Source organism: Clostridium fessum (assembly GCF_027698965.1).
Lineage (GTDB): Bacteria > Bacillota > Clostridia > Lachnospirales > Lachnospiraceae > Otoolea > Otoolea fessa.
The window spans coordinates 61,286-78,965 of the sequence record NZ_JAQEQF010000004.1 but is presented as its reverse complement, the minus strand read 5'-3'; the positions used below and the strand labels follow the sequence as shown (position 1 = coordinate 78,965).

The following is a 17,680-nucleotide window of genomic DNA, read 5'->3' as shown; positions in this document are numbered from 1 at the left end:
AACAGAAAGCCTCGGGCCAATGTGGCCCGAGGCTTACCGCTCGGCATCCCTGCCGGACGGAGCTTTCTTTTCCGGCTCCGTCTGGACTTTTTCGCCCTGTTCCCGCATGGTCTGCAAGATAGAGGGCTTCTTTTGAAGCTGGGAGGGCTTTTCGCCGGACAGCGGCTTGATACATTCCAGCCGGTCAGCCGCCCGGATGGCGTTGTCCGTGAGCTGCCTCTGCCATGCACCCACGCTGGGAGCCCAACGAAAGCCGCTGCTTTTCAGCTCGGCCCGGGTGTCCGCGTCAGGCTTTCCGTCAAAGAACACCTGCAAGCGGTTGTCCTCCCGGTTCATTTCCACACGACCCCCATCGAACTCCCAGCCGGAAAATTCCTGCTGTGCCTGTTTGGAAAGCTGTTCGATACGGGCCTTTACCCGGCGGATCTCCGCGTTGTTGTTGGTAAGCTGGTAGCTTTCAAAGGGCCTCGGGTCGCTCCGCCAGCTTGACGCCATGCTTGCTTTCAGCTTTTCGATCTGGTCCGGCGACAGCAGCGCACAGCCATCCAGTTTGCCATGCTTGCGGTAATAGGCGTTGACCTCCTTCATAATGAGCTGGGAGCGTTCCAGCCCGTCCAGCTTCTTCTGGAGCTTTTCAATCGCTGCCGGGTCATCGGCGCTGATCCCGCCCATGCCGGTACTGCGTATCTTATCCAGCAGCCCTTGAATATACTGCCATTCCTCCATGTTGCTGTCCCGGGCCCGGTTCTGTTTTTCCTTCTTCCCCACCGGGAAATTGGCAGGTCCGGCGATCATCACAGAGGGAACCCTTGCGTCAATGGCAAAGCCCTGGTTCATGTTTTCAGCCAGCTTTCGGGCATAGGTGTCTAACAAATGGTCGATCTTCTCATGGTACATGGGGGCCACCCGGGATTTCTGCTTTTCCGCTATGGCGGCGGCCTTGTCCACCATTGCCCGGTATTCCGCCGTTGCGCTCCCTTCCTTGTAGTCGGAAAAGCTGTTCATTTCCTTTGCCCGGCGGGCGGCTCCTTCATTGATAGGGTAATAGTTGATGGTATGCACCTCCTTCATGCTTCGGGCCATGCTGGCCCGAAGTCCTACCGTTCTTCATGGGAAGGCCCCGCCTTGTCCTTTTTCGGAGCGGGCGGGGCTTCTTGAAACCGTTTGAGTGCAACGAGAATGGAGTGGACAGGTTCGGCCTTTTCAGGATAGGCAAATATCCGGTGTTCCGGCGGAATGTCCTGCGGCCCGTGGTAATACTCCTTGAAGCCCTCCGGGACTGCCGACACATATCCACCGGGAGCGAATACGCCGCCCTCGTTGATACGCACATCCCGCCCGTATGCTTCATAATCGAAGTAGTTCTGAATGTGCTCCGGTATGTCGATGGTCCCAAGCTCGTCGGCGTAAAGGCGGCCCAGCCCTTCATCATCGGAAATATCCGGGTAAAAGCGGTAAAGGTCAAGGTTCTGCGTCAGGTTTATCAAATCCTTCACGCTCCGTGTGTGGTTTCCCAAGACAAGAGCGGCTTCAAAGGTTTCCAGTCCGCCCTTATCCCGTACTTCCAGCAGGGCGTGGCCCAGCTCGTTCAGCTCGTCGATGTTCTCACATTCGTAGAGATGATCGTAGAGCCCCAGCACATCGCTGTCAAAGCTGGTAAAGAACACTTCGCTGTACCGTTTCCCGTCTATCCCGATTTTGGCAAGGGCGGCCTGCAACTCCTGTGTCGTCGTGGGGAAATGTACCGTTGTCCCTACCTCAATCCCCATCAAGGGGTACAGGGCGGTGTTGGTTATATAGGCTTCAAACATGGGCTCATTCCTCCTTTCCGGCCCGGTCAGCCAGCACCTCATAGATCCCGGCCATAATGTAATCGGCGCAAGGGAGGGCAATCGCGTTCCCCAGCGCCTTGTAGCGTTGCAGAGGCCGGATCTCCACGCCGTCCGCCCCGTACTTTGTCCAGCCCTCTGGCAGCCCCATCAGCCGTTCGCTTTCCGTTTCCGTCAGAAAACGGATACAGCCGCCCTCCGGGTCGCCCTCATACCAGAAGGCGAAGGGCGTCACGTCACTGGCTAAAAGAGTGGGAAAAGGGTCAGTTGGTAATCCGAAGCTGTTTCGGAAGGCCGTTTCTTCCTGCCTTTTTGCCGCTCCCCGCATACGGAAGCACTGAAAGGGGTGGATGACTGGTATCTGCCGCCCTGTTTCAAAAGAAGCTGTTCGATCTCCTTCGGCGGCGGCCCGCCCGCCCTCTCCGCAAGGCGGAGGAAGTGGGAGCATTGGACGGGGCTTAAATAGTATGTCTGCGGCACGTCTGCCTCCAAAATCCGCCACGACGAAAATCCGCTGCCTTCGTGCCAGCCTTCGGGTGCCTGCCCAATACTGGGCGTCCATGAGCCGCCAGCACACATCAGGCGTTCCCCCTCGCACCATTCCGGCATTTCCCCATCTTCCCGAAGGAGGCATTGGAACTTCGGTGTCCGAGAAGGCGGATAGGACGGCTCTAAAGTCCATCCGGTCATTTGTAGAAAACGCTCCCATGACGTTTTCCCAAACAGCGATAGCTGGATATAGGTTATCAGTAGCATCCCTCATTTCCTGTATGATACGAAACGCCTGATAGAACAGGCTTGATTTTGCCCCGGCAAGGCCGGAGCGGTTGCCGATCAGAGAAAGGTTCTGACAGGGGGAACCGAAGGTTATCACATGGACCGGCGGGATTTTCCCGCCGTCCACCTTCGTAATATCTCCCAAATGCGCCATATCGGGAAAGTGCCTTTTGGTTATGGAGATGGGCGCTTTTTCAATCTCGCTGGCCCAGACCGGACGGATACCGCACCGGGAAGCAGCCAGAGGGAACACGCCGATCCCGTCGAAAAGGCTCCCCAGCTTAATGTCCGGCATGGCCCGGGGTGCCGTGTCCCTTCACGGCAAGCACCCCTTCCAGCGTTGTCGCCGCAATGCCCAGCCGTCCGGCAACCGCAATATCGTTTTTCACATCCTCGTCCACAACGCTGCCGCAGACGATCAGGGTATGAGAACGCCGCAGCATATCCCGGCGCATATCAATCCCGGCCTTATGTTCCTCGGGAACGCTGTCATTCAAAAACAGCGGCAGGTACAAGAGCGGGCAGATCGGGGAAAAGCCCGCCTCATAAGCAAGGCGGCAGTAGTGAGCCGCCAGCTCCATATCAACATCCGGCTCGCCGCTCCATGCGGCGGTCAGGTACGCTAAAGGTCGTTTCATTGGTTGAGCCTCCATTTCTGTTTTGGTTTAGGGAAAAGCAAGAGTTCGCCCAATCCCTCCGCCCCTTCCCCCGGGAAGGGGAACGGCTCTGGAGAATTTATATCCCCGTCGCTTGACCGGGAAAAAGCATAACCGGGAGAAATCCGTCAAGGGTGCCTCTGGCACCGCCTGCGGCGGCGCTGCCCTTGACTGATTTTCCCGGCTATGCTACGGAATAACTGGCGACGGGGAATCATTTATATCTCCAGAGCTTCGGGGCGCGGGGCAGAGCCCCGCAATCCTCGGGCCATGCTGACCCGAAGTTTTAGCTTACTTTTCCTGTTCGGTTTTCTTCTCCGGTTTTTCGTGTTCCTTCTGCTGACCCTTCCAGTCGTCCAGCAGCTTGATGATCTGGTCCTTCATTTCCCTCGGCGTAGTTTCCTTGCCGAAATACTTGCTCAGTTCCGCACCTGTCAAAATCACTTTGTCTACCTCCTTTTTGTCCTCCATCATAATGCCGTCGATCACATCCCCGTTGAGCAGCTTCTTTTCGTCCAGTTCCCGCATACGCTTTGCCTGCGCCTGTGAAGGCGAGGACTGCTGGCTGTCAATGGCAACGGCGATATAGTTCTGGTTCTTCTTGCCGATATAGGAAAGCTCCACCGCCGTAGTAAAGCCCAGTTTTTTTTCATCCATCAGCTTCATCAAGTCGGGAACCAGCTCATTGAGCCGGATATACCGCTGCACCTGTTTGACCGCCATCTTATTACGCTCGGCCACAATTTCGTTGGAGCGTTTTCCTGCGTCCTTCGGGTCAATCTGGCCCGAAGTGCGGGAGCCCTGGTGCTTGATAGCCTCAAGCTGCATTTTCAAGGCTTTGGCCCGCTCACTGGGGAGGATTTCTTCACGCTGGTTGAGATTATCCTCGACCATCTGCGTGATGGCTTCATCGTCTGTCAGGTTTCGGACGATACAGGGCATATCCGCATATCCGGCAAGCTCGCTGGCTTTCTGGCGGCGGTGGCCGGACACGATCTCATAGCCGCCATCCTCACGGGGACGGACGATAGCGGGCTGGGTCACGCCCTTGTCCTTAACGCTGGACACCATAGCCCGCATTTCTTCATCGTCCCGGACTTCAAAGGGATGGTTCTTGAAGGCGTGGAGTTCGTTCAGCTTGATATAGACGATCTGCTCCTTGCCCCGGCGTGGAGCATCCTTCGGTTTTTCGGGTTCCTTCGGAGCGGGAGCGGCCTGTACCGTTGGAGCCGTTTTTTTCTCCGGTTCCTTTTTGACCGCCTTTTCCGTTTTCTGTGCGGGAGCTTTGGATTTCGAGGCTGCGTCCTTGTCCTTATCTGCTTTCGGGGGACGGCCCCGGCGCTTCGGCTGTTCCGGCTCTTTGGGTTTTTCCTCTGCTTTTTTCGGAGCCTCCGGCTGCTTTTCCGGTTTCTCCGCTTTTGCCGGGTCAGGCTTTTCCACGCCGGGAGCTGCCGCTCGTTCCTCGGCTTTCTTTTCCTTCATAATTTCAGCGAAGTTATAGACAGAAACCTGTGGGGTCTTTACCTCTGGTTCCGTCTTTTTTTCCGGCTCCGGGGAAACGGAAACCTTCTCCGACTCTTTTGGGGGATTAGGCGGTGTTTCCTTGCCCGGCCCGCTATCCGTTACCGGCTGTTCCGGCGTTTTTGTGGTTTTATCATCTGCCATAAGCATTTACCTCCTGTTTTTTGGCATGAAAAAAGGGGCTCAACTTTTCAGTCAAGCCCCCGTGGGAAGTTCCTCCTTTCTCCGCCATGATACAAAAATACCGCCCGTAGTCTCGTTTGGGCGGTACTTTGTGTAAGATTGGCAGTCCATTATTAAGTTTTTTATTATGTTCCCTTTGTACACCGTTGCAATCTACATCCCAATAACGGGCCATCAGCCGAAGAAAATCATAGCCATACCCGCTGCGGTTGCCTTCTTCATCCATCACATGATAACCATCCATGGCAAAGAAACCGACTTTGACAGTTTCATGCTGCGAACTGTCCTCGGCTGCATATGCGGTCTGGGGAGAAAATAGCATACACACGCATACAAAAGCCAGTAACACTGCCACATATTTCTTTGCTCTCGAAATCATATTAAATCTCCTTGTCAACCTCCTGGTTTAATAAAATTGCACTGCCGCATCAAATCCATTTGTTACTGTTCAGTGACCTGCGGTTCGGTACCCCCCCCCCACCAGATTTTATGCTTCTGATCGTCTTTTCCAGCACCTTCATCTCAACCGGTTTTGAAATATGTGCATTCATACCGGCTGCCAGAGAATGCTGAACGTCCTCCGAGAATGCATTGGCAGACATTGCAATGATTGGAATTTTCTTTGCTACTTCATGGGAGCTTCTGCGGATTGCCTTCGTTGCATCATAACCATTCATAACAGGCATCTGCACATCCATCAGAATCATGTCATAATCACCTGGAGCAGACTGTTCAAATGCTTCCAAAATCTCTTCGCCATTTTCACAAATGGTACATTCCGCACCTTCAATCTTTAACAGTTCTATCAGGATCTCCGCGTTCAACTCATTATCCTCTGCACACAGGAATTTCATTCCCTGCAGAATATTTCCATCCTGCTCATCTGTTTCTTCTTGTGCCGCCAGAGCAACCGTTCTATCCTCTGCAATTTTCAGATCCAAGAGAACCTCAAAACAGCTTCCCTGTCCCAATTCACTCTCCACATCAATGGTACCTCCCATTGCCTCAACCAGATTCTTAGTAATCGCCATTCCAAGTCCGGTTCCCTGTATTTTATTTGTAAGGGAACTTTCCGCACGGGTAAACGCATCAAAAATTGTATCCTTGAAATCTGCCGACATTCCCATACCATTATCGCTAACTAAGAAACGGTACTTTGCATAGACAGATGACTTTGTCTCACATTCTTCTACAAAGAACTGAATTCCCCCACCTTCCTGGGTATACTTCACTGCATTGGAAAGCAGGTTGCTGAAAATCTGCATCAGGTGAACCTGATCCGCATTCACCCACTCATGCTGAATATTTTCTTTTATGATTGTAAGGGTCTGCTGCTTTTCATATATTTGAGTATGAAATATAGTGTCAAGTTCCTGTACAAGATCCAGAATAGAAAAGTCAGAATACTTGAAGACTGTTTTTCCTGCCTCAATCTTGCTCATATCCAGAACATCATTGATAATTCCTAACAGGTGCTGTGATGAAATGTCTATTTTTTCTGCATACTCTATAACTTTTGCTTTATTACCTGCATCATGTCTGATCAAAGATGTGATACCAATGATTGCATTCATAGGTGTACGAATATCATGTGACATATTAGACAGGAAATCCGTTTTCGCCTTATTTGCATTTTCAGCTGTCTGCAAAGCCTCTGTTGCAACGTTCTTTGCCTTTTTCAGTTTTTGATTGACTACTTCCATTTCCTTCATTGTTTGTAAATGAAGTTCATTATTTCTTTTTTCATATTCTGCTTTTTGATCTGCAAGACTAAGTCTGGAAATACTGTAGAATAATCCGGCAAAAAGTAAAAATATATAACCTGCCATGAGTATTGTTGTAAACAACACCGTTTTCTGGTAATCCCTCAGCACATTGTCAACAACTCCCCTTTCCACAATACATACCAAAATGGTGTTGTTGCTTTCTATCGGGCAATACCCCAGATAATAGGGGTTCTGTTTTCCCAAAAGTGCAACTCCGGATTCTCTGTTATTAAACTTCTTTTTGAACAAATCAGCCTCTTCTTCTGTAATAGCCTGTTCTCCTTTTAAATGTTTTAACAGGGAATAATTACGCAGGTATTTATCACCACTCTGGTTCGTATACGTAATATTTCCGTCATTATCCAGAATGAACAAATATGCTTTCCCGTCATAACCTTTCAGTTTTAACATGGAATCCAGTTTCGAATGATCATACACGCTTCCAATTGCCGTATAAGTTTCCCCATTGATAGTATATTCCTGACATGGAATCGCAACCAGATAACCGTCTTTTTTCTTCTGATCATAATCAACACGCACCAGTTTTCCAATATTGTATCCATTCTTTAAGTCCAGCAGAAATTTACTTGGCATATCAATCCGCATTTTTGTTCCACCTGCTGATATTGCCTGACCATTTTCCCGAAGGAATATAAGTGTACTTTCCGATTCTTTTTCCCATGCTTCAAAGAAACTTTTGTTCATATCCGTTTCAAGAGACAGCTCCCTCTCATGAAGTAAAAATTCCTTAACCAACTGCAGCTGGCTGTAGTACCCACTCACTTGAAGATCATAGGTCTGCTGCATCTGCTCAACAACAGCTCCCATACTGCTTTTTCCATTTTCACTGATATACTTGCTAGACTTACTTATAAGATACTTTATACAAACTACGCTTAAAAGAATAATAAGTAGTATAAGCAACAGCCTTGTTATTTTTTTTCTTTTATTTACCGTTTGTTCTATCTCCACTTTTACTGTTCAACCTCTATATAATCTTCCGGTGCTGACGGCTGCTGTCCTTTTGACATTGCTTCGATCCATGCACTTGATAATGTTGTATCTTTAAGCTGCTCAATCTCACATTTCGGATTTATTTTTTTCAAAACAGACATTGTGGTGTCTGTAAGAAGAATAGAGTATTCCTTTTCTTTGTCTATTTTCTTATCATTAACTGTCAAGTCCTTTAATGAAAATCCACTTTCCGCTTGATTGACGATAATTTTCATACCGGATGCAATTGGTAATTCGTATTTATTGGTTACATAAAAATTCTCATCCGCATCGGCGAAATAATTTTCCACGAGTTCACAAACCTGTTTACCACTAATTTTTGTAAAATATAATGCTGTATCTGAACTCTTTGCTGTCATCATGCCAACCCGGCTATTGGTGCATTCTCCTTTATACATAGAAGAAGTGAAATAATAATATGGTGCCAGAGCCAGCTGTGCATCATTTTCTTCTCTGATCGTAGTTAAAATGGAAGATGCTGAATCACGGCCATTTCTATCGTTCAGTGAAATGGAATATTCATTTTCAAAATTCACCGTTGCTTTTTCTTCCGGAACTTTACGATTCATTACACTGCGCAAAGTATCATAAGCCTGTGTTTCATCCATTTCCCCTGACAGTAATCCGTGAACAGCCTCAAGACTTGCATCAAATGATTTTTGAGCGGAATATCGGATATAAACAGCATTATTTTTAATTTCCTCTTCCAGTCCAGGTACATCCTGCATCATGGTTGGAACATCTGTATTCAATGAAATAACACCGCTTCCATCCGCAATCAGCTTTTGCCCCTCTTCTGAAATCATACAATCCAGCACATCCAGTGCAGTATCCAGTTTCTCCCGGTCTTTTTCCAGGTTTTTGTTAAATGCAATGTTTAATGACGGAGTCATATACACATAGGATTCATCCGATGTCTGTGAAAAGTAAGGAATACGGATCAGCTCCGCATCCATCTGTTTCTGCAGCTGCTGCATAACCGTCGGATGTCCATGAAACATTGCTGATTTTCCCTCGACAAACATCTGGGTTCCTGTATTGATGTCAATATTGATATCTTCTTTGCCAAAATGCGAGTCCTTAAGAAACTGACTGGTTTCTGAAAAAATACGTTTCCATAATGTATCATCAAACTTTACTTCATCCGCTGCAGTCTCTGCACCGTTTCGCCATTCAATACCATCCAGGCTTGTAAACTCACCGATTGCCGCTGCCTGGATGATTTCATTATTAGACCAGTCTTCACCAAGATCCATGGAATACGGTTTTATGCCATTATCATAAAACTGCTGACAGGCCTGTACATATTCCTCATAATTTTCTGGAATCTTTATGCCATACTGATCAAACAGTGTTTTGTTGGCAATGATCGTCTGCGGAATACCACAGATTGGCAGCCACTGGATTTCATCCTCCTCATTCTTATAATATTGCACCGCATAGGAATAATACTTAGAAACAACATCATAAGAAGCAAAATCCATAAGATAAGGCTGTAAGTCCTGTGCATCTGTTCCAGAAAATCGACGTACTGTTATGATATCCGGTAATTCATCATGTTCTTTAAAATAACTGTATAAATCGGTATCATTGTTACCAATAATAAATTCGATATCCTGATCAGGAAACTGTTCATGGATATAGGGTGCAATATTTTTCATCAAACGATTTTCCCACAGATAAACGGTAAGATGCTCATCATTTTTAGATACTTCTTTCTTTGACTGTCCACATCCAGACAAGACAGCAGTTGCTACAAGTACACCTGACACCACCGCTATCAGACAACGTTTTGCCTTTTTCATACTTTCATTTTCCTCATTCTTTCCTATATAAAGTCATTATTGTTACGTCTATGAAATAACACCACAAAAAAGCACTGTCAGACAGACAGTGCACCTCATTTTATGCAACTGGCTGCCATTTTACAGGCCCTGTAGTTTTGCGTCCCAGACTTTCATCTGGTTTGCCGATTTCCTTATTATAGCTTTTAAACTTATGCAAAAAACTGGTTTTATTATACTATAGCGCTCTACTGTACACAAGAAAAACATTACCGTTTTAACGCCTGAAAACAAAAAAAGAACAGTCGATATATATACTCGAACTGTTCTTCTACTTCCGAAGTCCACGAAGCATTGACATTACTGTTTCCTGCTCATTTGCATTCAGATCGTTCCATATCCCTAGAACTTCTTTCTGTTTTTCTGTCAGATTCTCTGAATTACCTTCCTGAAAAAACTGCGATAATGTCACGCCCAAAGCTGCACATATTTTTTCAAGTGTGATCAGCGACGGCAGGTTTTCCTGCGCCATGATCCTTCCCAGTGACGACTGGGAAATTCCCGACAGCTGCGATAATCTGTATTTACTGATATCACGCTTTTCACATAAAGATGTTATTTTATCCGCAATATACTTCTCTACCTGCAAGTAACTATACCTCATTTCCGCTATTACATGTTCTTATTGTACCTGTAATAATGAAAAAATATTAGTAATCAACTTTGCAAGTATTTATCCCCATCATAGGAAGTATACGGATAAAAAAATATAAAGATACTTTCGTTTCCGCAAAAGTCATTTTCGCTTATATCATTTTTATAATAACACAGACAGTTATGTTTGTCACATAAAAGTTTGAAACCCCAAACAAAAAAATAAACCTTCTCATACCGCAAAGCCGCATATCCACGGATAAATCCCCATCCCAGAGGGATCACCCTTCTGATGAATATAAAGGCTATTCGCAGATGGCTACGCAATCTGACATGGATGCCTTTTAACAGAAAGTTCACAGCTCATATAATGACACTATATTGACGTAACATGAGTATGTAAGTATACTGTAAACCATGTGGAAGTTGTGCGTATGTCAGCAACAAATCTGAACATCCGAACGGATAAGGAAACAATTAAAGGATAAATCTGAAAAGCGAATCAGCTGATGGAAAAATGCACGCTCTGCAGATGCGGTATTTACATCAGCCCCTTCCACATATTTCTATGAAATAAAAAGTGGAGTCAAATTGAATGAAAACACAAGCAGACAAGAAGTCAGTCAAAGACATTCAGGAGTTAAAGCAGCGATTTACTAAGTTTTCCATAGGTTTATTTGCAATTTTGACGCTTTCAATCACATTGTTGGCATCAGCATATACATATATTCTGCAAAAATCGTATACAGATATCGCCCTTGAAACGGAACTCAAACGTGATATGGAAAATGCAGATGCAATCCATAAATTGGCAAACAAAAAAATCGGAAGAGAAGAATTTGCCACGCTCCGCCATCAATCTGATGAAAATACAGAAATGTATCACAAGGTTTCCTCGTTTCTAAATGAAATTCGAACGCTGAATTCAACCAGATATTTATACACCGCCACCCGAAATGAAGAAAACAGGCTGATCTATGTGGTGGACGGTCTGGATCCCAACGCAGGAGATGTCAGACATCCGGGAGACTATATTGAGGATGAAATGATTCCGTATATTAACAAGGCTCTTTCAGGAGAAACGGTGTATTCGCAGAACATTGTTGATACGACATGGGGTCCTATTTTCACAGCCTGTTATCCTATAACGGGCGATTCGGATGAAATAGTTGGTGCTTTATGCATTGAAATGGATATGCAGTCTGTGAATGGGCTTGTAGAGCGAACAAGAAGAGCATCCGTTTATGTTGGAACTATGGCAGGATGTGTGCTGTTTTTGCTTTGTGCTGTCTGCTTTATCGGCTACAAAAGAAAAAGAGAAGATGAAATTGAACAGACGATTTTGTTGCGCGAGGCTGCGGAAAAAGCAGAGACCGCAAACAGAGCAAAATCATCCTTCTTACTTAATATGTCACATGATATTCGATCACCTATGAATGCTATTATCGGATTTACGGACATTGCACTGAACCAGACAAATGTATCTGAAATTCACGATAGTCTGCAAAAGGTAAAAATAAGTTCAGAGCATCTGCTGTTGTTATTGAATAATGTACTGGATCTTAGCCGTATCGAGAACGGAAAGGTAAGCTTCTCACCTGAGCCGGAGAATTTGCCTGTCCTAATAGATAATGTGATTGCTATCGTGGATGGACTCCTACTGAATCGTGATTTAACATTTGAGATACATCGCAACATCCCCAAAGAACTTTATGTTCTGACGGATGCAACAAAAATTCGTGAGATATTGACGAATCTTCTGAGCAATTCGGTCAAGTTTACAAAAGATGGCGGAACGATTACTTTTGAAATTAGTATCAAACCGGGCATAGACGAACGGCATATTGTAAGCAGTTATGCGGTAAAAGACAATGGCATTGGTATGAGTGAAGAATTTCAGAAAAGGCTGTTTGAACCCTTTTCACAGGAGGATAACGGCGCACGAACACATTATGCCGGAACGGGGCTTGGAATGGCAATTTCCAAGCAATATGTAGAACTGATGGGCGGTACAATTACGGTTCACAGCAAGAAAGGGTGTGGTTCGTCTTTTACAGTAGAAATTCCTATGGAACTTGCAGACCCAAAACAGATACCTGAGCTGAATCTGATACAGGATGTCAGCCTTAATGGAGTAAAGGTTCTTCTCGCAGAAGATAATGAGCTGAATGCGGAATTGGCAATCACGCTGCTCGAAGAAGCAGGTATGCATGTAACTCGTGCAGTAGACGGACAGGACGCAGTTGCTTGTTTTGCCAACAATCCAGCAGACACATATGATGTGATTCTAATGGATGTCCTGATGCCTAAAATGAATGGGCATCAGGCGGCAAGGGCAATTCGTGCAATGAGCAAGGAGCGCCCAGACGCTGCGAAAATTCCAATCATCGCACAATCTGCAAATGCTTTCAAGGAAGATGTACAGGCATCCTTGGATTCTGGAATGAACGGACACATTTCAAAGCCATTCAATATAGATGCAGTGACCACTGCAATAAAACAAAATATAAAGAGATAGAAGATTGAGCAACAATCCGCTAACTATCAGAGCATCGTTCAAGGTTTATTTGGACGGTGCTTTTTCTATACCCATTTTGCAGAGAGGTGGTGCGCTATTTCATAAAGCAGCAGCCCGCACACCTGGAAGCTTTCGACGAAGCCCTGGTAAAGCGCTGGCTTGAGCGGATCATTGTCTGGGAGGACCACTTCACTGTGGAGCTTAAGTCCGGACTGAACTCTGATAAGGGAAAATACAAGGGCACAGAATCTTTTGACGTATACTCGCAAACCAAGCTATCACTCATTGTCCGAGTGACAGCCTGGTTACTTGCTATCCCTGATACCTTATTCTTTCAACCAACGTTTCCTTTTTCAGATTACTGCTTAAAACGCAGGAAAGCACAATCTGCAAAAGGCTGACCAGCAAAATCATAGCAAGAATTGGTGTAATTGGAACATGATAGACATTCATTCCAAATATCCCATTATGCTTTGCATAGGCAAAGAGCACGTAGCCAAGTGGCAGACCAACGACAAGTGCTACACATATGGTGCCAACCGTAAAAATCAGTCCCTGTAACTGCAGACATAAATTTAATTGTTTATTTGTCATACCCACAGCCTGTAATATACCATATTCCTGCTTTTTTGTCGTAATATTCATGATCATGGTATTCGCCATATTCATAAACCCGATGAGTCCTACAATAGCCATAAACAGATAACAGCCAAGCTTCATCATGCTGCTTGCAAATTCGGCAGATTGTAACTGTGCATGATAGGTATCCATTTTTATATGCGAAGTATTAGAAATCAAAGTATTCAGACTTTGTTCTACAGATGCCACATCTTTTTTATCACAGTCCACCCACAGATAGCCATAGGCTGTTCCTCTCGGATTCATGGAACGATATACACCTTCCGGAATGACAAGATAAGTGTCCGCGCTTACAAAAGATCCTGCAATCTTTCCCTGATAGGTATAGGTTCCACTTCCATTCTCAAAGTCAAATGCAATGGATTCACCCGGAGCATATCCATCTTGTTCCATCCACATCGACCAACCAAAGAAAATTTCACCATTCTTTACCGCCTGATCATAGTCCATAGAGCCAATATCTCCGTCCTGGCGCATAAAATCAAAATCATTTTTACTCACAATATCAGCCGGAAATCTTGTTCCGTTCAGATTTACAGAGACTATCTCTCTCGTCATGACATCTGTCACTCCCGGAATGCTTTTGATTTCTTCAATCAGCGAATCATTCAATGGATTATCCGTCAGAATCGTATCCAGATTATTCTCCGGATATCTTTCATCATACTCAGCAGAATAGTCAAGCTGCAGTTCAAATTGTCCATGATTAACGGAAAGACGTGCTTCATGCTCCGTGTCAATATTTCCCACATAATTAGAGATAATCACAAACAATACGCAAGAAAAACCCATTGTGAGGATAGTACCAATAGTTCTTTTGGGATTACCCGTTACATTTGCCATTGCCATAGAAAACACGGTGACATTTTTTCTGCCATTTCGTTTTCCTTTTTTTTGTGTTTCTGTATTTTCTAAATACCGTGTTGCTTCGATAGGTGAAATCCGTGAAACAATTTTCATTGGTTTACGCAGTGCCAAAGCAACGGTAAGAAATGATACGAAAATACAGAGAAACATAACAGGCAGGGAAAACAGAGGCACCTGCTGATTTTGAACTCCCATAGAGCCAGTTCCGGTTGATACAAGGTTCCCCTGTTCTACCAGCCAGTTAAAACCGCATTTTGCAATCAGAAAGCCAAACAACAGCCCCAGCGGTATCGAAGGAACCGCCAGAAGAATGCCCTCACGAAAGATCAACTGCTTCATCTGCTTTCTGGTTGCACCCAGTGCCTTGATTTTTCCGTACTCCTGAACCTTGTGGACGATCCCGACCTGGAAGATATTATAAATGACCGCAACGGAAAACAGCACGATTCCGAGGATCAGGGTTCCACAAACCACAATCATTTCATAACTCGGCTGCAAGACCCATTGCAAATAGAGATCATTGACTATAACGTTTTTTTCTTCGATCCCACAGGCTGCTGCAATCTGCTTTATAACCGAATCAATATTATTCATAGATACATTTGCAGAATCATTTAAAGTAAAATAAATATTATACTGTCTGTCATTCTCTGCGACGTGCTCATCATAAAACTCCTGTGACCCGAAAGCAACATAAGATGCCTCGATGGTATACTCATCCCGATCATATAGGATTCCACTGACAACAAATTCTTCCGGCTTATATTCTGACTGCATCCCTGCGCGGTAATCCAATGTCACCGTATCCCCGACTTTTACATCACCATACCCCATTGCACGGAAAAATGCTCTTCCTGCGGCAATTTCCTGCATTTTTTCCGGATACTTTCCTTCCTTTAACTCATATTCTTTATTATAGGGAAGCATTTTTTTTACAGTCTCATCCATGCAGACAAACCCGCCTTTTTCATTGCCTTTTATGATACCTTCGGTGCACATAGTGCCTGTAGCATCTATTTCCGCACGGCGGTTTACTTCTTTTAACTGCGATCCGTCTGCGGAAACAAACAGACCATAATTGCTTCCATATGAGCCTGCCGCCTGACTTTTCTGTAAATGAATTACCCCATTTCCCACAGTACTGATGATAACAAGCAGCATCGTAGTCAGACATATGGACATCATGATCAGTATACTTCTTGTCTTGTTCTTTTTGCCATTGCTATGTGCAATCCTGCTTATTGTCTTCATCTGAAATCCACCACCTGTCCATCCTCAATCACCAGAATGTGATCAGCGACCTGTGCGATTTCGTCATCATGGGTAATCATTACAATCGTCTGACCATATTTTTTTGCTGTCATTTTAAGCAGTGCAATCACCTCATCACCGGTCTTAGAATCAAGATTGCCTGTGGGCAGTGTTAAGTTAGTACAAATATAAAAAGGCTACACACTGACTGTGTACCCCTCTGCAACGAACCCCAGCAAGCCTGCTGCCTGCCGGGGTTTTGTTATTCTCCCATATTGTCTGGCACGTCTTCTTCCGTGACCGTTCTTTCTCTTGCAATCAGCTTCAACGGCAAAAACGGACATTTTCTGTATGTTTCGTACTTGTCACCCTCTCTGCACATGAAGCAATTTGACCGCACGCAGTTTTTATTTGCAAATTCTGCCGCCGCTTCTTTGTTTATCATTCAATGCCCCATTCCTCCCGGCAAGCCTACCACCTGCCGGGAATGTCTTTTTACATTCTGCCTACAAATTCCAGTGTCTTTGTCTGGCGGTCAGCATAGAACAGCTTTTCTGCTGTTGCTGCTTCTGTGAAGCCGTCCTGCTGTAAAGTGTTCGTGTTAATCTGCGTGTCATACTGTGTAATCACAATCTTGCTTTTTGTTCCCTCTGTAATTCTCCACGCTGTCACTACGTTCTTGCCGCCTGCGAACAGGTTTCTAAATTCTTCCTCTGAAAAACCCTGCTTAAATTCTGTGAACGCTGCTGCCTTGATTTTGTTTAATGCTTTCTTTGTCATTTCTGCCATTTTGATTTCCTCCGTATTGAATTGTATTGACTTTTTGTGTTAAGCACTATTGCTTTAACTGCCTTTATTATATACTTACGGAAGTATATTGTCAATAGTTTTTTTAATTATTTTCCATTTATTGTCATTCTAACAGTTTTATTGCACTTCCTGCATTTCTGTATTGGTCTTGTTTTCACCTCTCCAAACGGTTTGCAGTACCCCGTTTTGCATACCGGGCATACATAGTAATTATGAATTATGCAGCACCGCTTTTCTTCCACGCTACTTCCTCCCCAGTTCTGAATTTATAATGTCAATCACATTATTATACATGAGGTCCATTCCATTTCTGAAATGCTTTTCTTCTTTGTATAGTCCACACCCTTTTAAATCTGTGTAGGCGTTTTCAACCTGTCTTTTCACGTTTTCCAGTGTTCCCGGCTTCCATTCTTCGCCCAGCACCTCTGCTCCTGCTGCCATTGCCGCTTCTCTGGCTTCTTTCTTCTGCTCCTCCAATGTCTTTGGTGGTTCCATAATATCTTTCATTCTATATTCCATAGACTATTCCCCCTTTCTGTTGTGTCTTCCTTGTGTAGTGGTGGCAATGGTGGCACGGTGCTTCTGCGTCATTATAATATAGGCACTTTTCGTCTGTATAATATATACAGTCCGAGCCGTCCCAGCCATGCAAAAAGCCCGTTTCAAATTCCTGTTCTTTTACTCTTTCTGCCACGTCAATTCCTCCCCGGTGTCCCGCTTGTATTTCTCTTTCACCGCTTCCACAACATAGTTGTTCTGGGAAGAATAGCCCTGCGCCTTTGCTATTTCTTTGATACGGGCTTTCATACCCTTTGGCACCGCAAGTTCCATGCGGTCATAATTGCTATCACGGTATTTATTCTTTGCTACCGTCGCCGCAGGTCCTCTTGGTATATATTTCTTTTCTGTTGTATCTGGCATTGTCTGCACCTCCTGTTGTTTTATTCAGTATATCACACTTTGTTTTCTTACGGAAGTATACATTTTATACAATCTTACGGAAGTATATTTGTTTATTCTGCCCATTGCTTTTATACTTCCGTAAGTATATAATAAAGACAGTTAAAGAAATCAAGCACATGGAGGGCAAACGATATGGGAAAAATTATTTACATGGAAGATAGAATAAACGGGCTTCACTGCTACACCCCGGAAATGGGACAGCGCAAGCCGGAAGTCAAAATGGAAGCCAGCCTTGCATATTATGGCAAACACTACTTTGTTGATACCCCGCTTGAATTAAAAGGCAGGGGCATAACGGAAGTTGAAGCCCACTGGGTTGACGGCTGCCAGAAGAAAATTGAGAACTGGCGCAGCTACCGTGTCACAAAGGCAGCTTTTGAAAAGCTGAAAGCGCAATATCCAATTTCAATGGAATGTTATCTTGATTAACAATAGCACGGGCGGCGCT

General features: G+C 45.1%; 17 protein-coding genes, 2 pseudogenes and 1 riboswitch. Of the genes and pseudogenes, 2 read left to right on the top strand and 17 right to left on the bottom strand.

The window, feature by feature from the left end; all coding sequences use genetic code 11:
• Positions 1-33: 33 nt before the first annotated feature.
• From PG862_RS06655 to PG862_RS06615, 10 genes and pseudogenes are all read right to left on the bottom strand, one after another.
• A complete protein-coding gene (locus PG862_RS06655; RefSeq protein ID WP_227589682.1) occupies positions 34-1,071 on the bottom strand; it encodes a hypothetical protein in 1,038 nt (345 codons plus the stop codon).
• Between the two features lie 26 nt (positions 1,072-1,097).
• Complete coding sequence (locus PG862_RS06650) at positions 1,098-1,811, bottom strand: antirestriction protein ArdA (RefSeq protein WP_107001184.1); 714 nt, start codon at positions 1,809-1,811, stop codon at positions 1,098-1,100.
• Between the two features lie 4 nt (positions 1,812-1,815).
• Complete coding sequence (locus PG862_RS14435; protein ID WP_408639999.1) at positions 1,816-2,406, bottom strand: class I SAM-dependent methyltransferase; 591 nt, start codon at positions 2,404-2,406, stop codon at positions 1,816-1,818.
• A gap of 81 nt (positions 2,407-2,487) precedes the next feature.
• A pseudogene (locus PG862_RS14430) lies at positions 2,488-2,901 on the bottom strand (DNA cytosine methyltransferase); the annotation flags it as partial.
• On the bottom strand, positions 2,888-3,244 hold the full coding sequence (locus tag PG862_RS06640; protein ID WP_009901612.1) for a DUF7768 domain-containing protein: 357 nt from the start codon (positions 3,242-3,244) through the stop codon (positions 2,888-2,890). The gene PG862_RS06640 and the pseudogene PG862_RS14430, both read right to left, overlap by 14 nt.
• Positions 3,245-3,553: 309 nt before the next feature.
• Entirely contained in the window at positions 3,554-4,933 is a 1,380-nt protein-coding gene (locus PG862_RS06635; RefSeq protein ID WP_107001186.1) for a ParB/RepB/Spo0J family partition protein, read from the bottom strand.
• The gene (locus PG862_RS06630; protein WP_270706911.1) at positions 4,917-5,345 is read right to left on the bottom strand and encodes a hypothetical protein; all 429 of its coding nucleotides are present in this window, start codon (positions 5,343-5,345) and stop codon (positions 4,917-4,919) included. Before PG862_RS06630 ends, PG862_RS06635 begins: the two co-directional genes overlap by 17 nt.
• A gap of 49 nt (positions 5,346-5,394) precedes the next feature.
• Complete coding sequence (locus PG862_RS06625) at positions 5,395-7,560, bottom strand: ATP-binding protein (RefSeq protein WP_270706910.1); 2,166 nt, start codon at positions 7,558-7,560, stop codon at positions 5,395-5,397.
• A gap of 146 nt (positions 7,561-7,706) precedes the next feature.
• Positions 7,707-9,551, bottom strand: a complete 1,845-nt coding sequence (locus tag PG862_RS06620) for an ABC transporter substrate-binding protein (protein ID WP_270706908.1) — start codon at positions 9,549-9,551, stop codon at positions 7,707-7,709.
• Between the two features lie 100 nt (positions 9,552-9,651).
• Positions 9,652-9,727: riboswitch (cyclic di-GMP riboswitch) on the bottom strand.
• 134 nt (positions 9,728-9,861) lie between these two features.
• A complete protein-coding gene (locus PG862_RS06615; protein ID WP_181986209.1) occupies positions 9,862-10,194 on the bottom strand; it encodes a helix-turn-helix domain-containing protein in 333 nt (110 codons plus the stop codon).
• Between the two features lie 585 nt (positions 10,195-10,779).
• Here PG862_RS06615 and PG862_RS06610 point away from each other — a divergent pair.
• On the top strand, positions 10,780-12,702 hold the full coding sequence (locus PG862_RS06610) for an ATP-binding protein (protein WP_270706906.1): 1,923 nt from the start codon (positions 10,780-10,782) through the stop codon (positions 12,700-12,702).
• Positions 12,703-13,014: 312 nt separating this feature from the next.
• Here PG862_RS06610 and PG862_RS06605 read toward each other — a convergent pair whose 3' ends face one another.
• From PG862_RS06605 to PG862_RS06575, 7 genes and pseudogenes are all read right to left on the bottom strand, one after another.
• Positions 13,015-15,459: an ABC transporter permease gene (locus PG862_RS06605; protein WP_270706905.1), complete on the bottom strand. Its 2,445-nt coding sequence runs from the start codon at positions 15,457-15,459 to the stop codon at positions 13,015-13,017.
• A pseudogene (locus tag PG862_RS06600) lies at positions 15,456-15,626 on the bottom strand (ABC transporter ATP-binding protein); the annotation flags it as partial. The pseudogene PG862_RS06600 and the gene PG862_RS06605, both read right to left, overlap by 4 nt.
• Before the next feature lie 95 nt (positions 15,627-15,721).
• The gene (locus tag PG862_RS06595; protein WP_117469266.1) at positions 15,722-15,904 is read right to left on the bottom strand and encodes a hypothetical protein; all 183 of its coding nucleotides are present in this window, start codon (positions 15,902-15,904) and stop codon (positions 15,722-15,724) included.
• A gap of 50 nt (positions 15,905-15,954) precedes the next feature.
• Complete coding sequence (locus tag PG862_RS06590; RefSeq protein ID WP_117469265.1) at positions 15,955-16,248, bottom strand: hypothetical protein; 294 nt, start codon at positions 16,246-16,248, stop codon at positions 15,955-15,957.
• A 264-nt stretch (positions 16,249-16,512) separates the two neighbouring features.
• Positions 16,513-16,788, bottom strand: coding sequence for a hypothetical protein (locus tag PG862_RS06585; protein ID WP_117471710.1), 276 nt, complete (start codon positions 16,786-16,788; stop codon positions 16,513-16,515).
• Positions 16,778-16,963 carry a hypothetical protein gene (locus tag PG862_RS06580; RefSeq protein WP_147354021.1) on the bottom strand — a complete coding sequence of 62 codons (186 nt, stop codon included), beginning with the start codon at positions 16,961-16,963 and terminating at the stop codon, positions 16,778-16,780. Before PG862_RS06580 ends, PG862_RS06585 begins: the two co-directional genes overlap by 11 nt.
• A complete protein-coding gene (locus tag PG862_RS06575) occupies positions 16,948-17,190 on the bottom strand; it encodes a hypothetical protein (protein ID WP_173860706.1) in 243 nt (80 codons plus the stop codon). The genes PG862_RS06580 and PG862_RS06575 overlap by 16 nt, the downstream gene beginning before the upstream one ends.
• Positions 17,191-17,364: 174 nt before the next feature.
• Between PG862_RS06575 and PG862_RS06570 the strand changes: the two genes are divergently transcribed.
• Complete coding sequence (locus PG862_RS06570; RefSeq protein ID WP_118638172.1) at positions 17,365-17,661, top strand: hypothetical protein; 297 nt, start codon at positions 17,365-17,367, stop codon at positions 17,659-17,661.
• Positions 17,662-17,680: the final 19 nt, after the last annotated feature.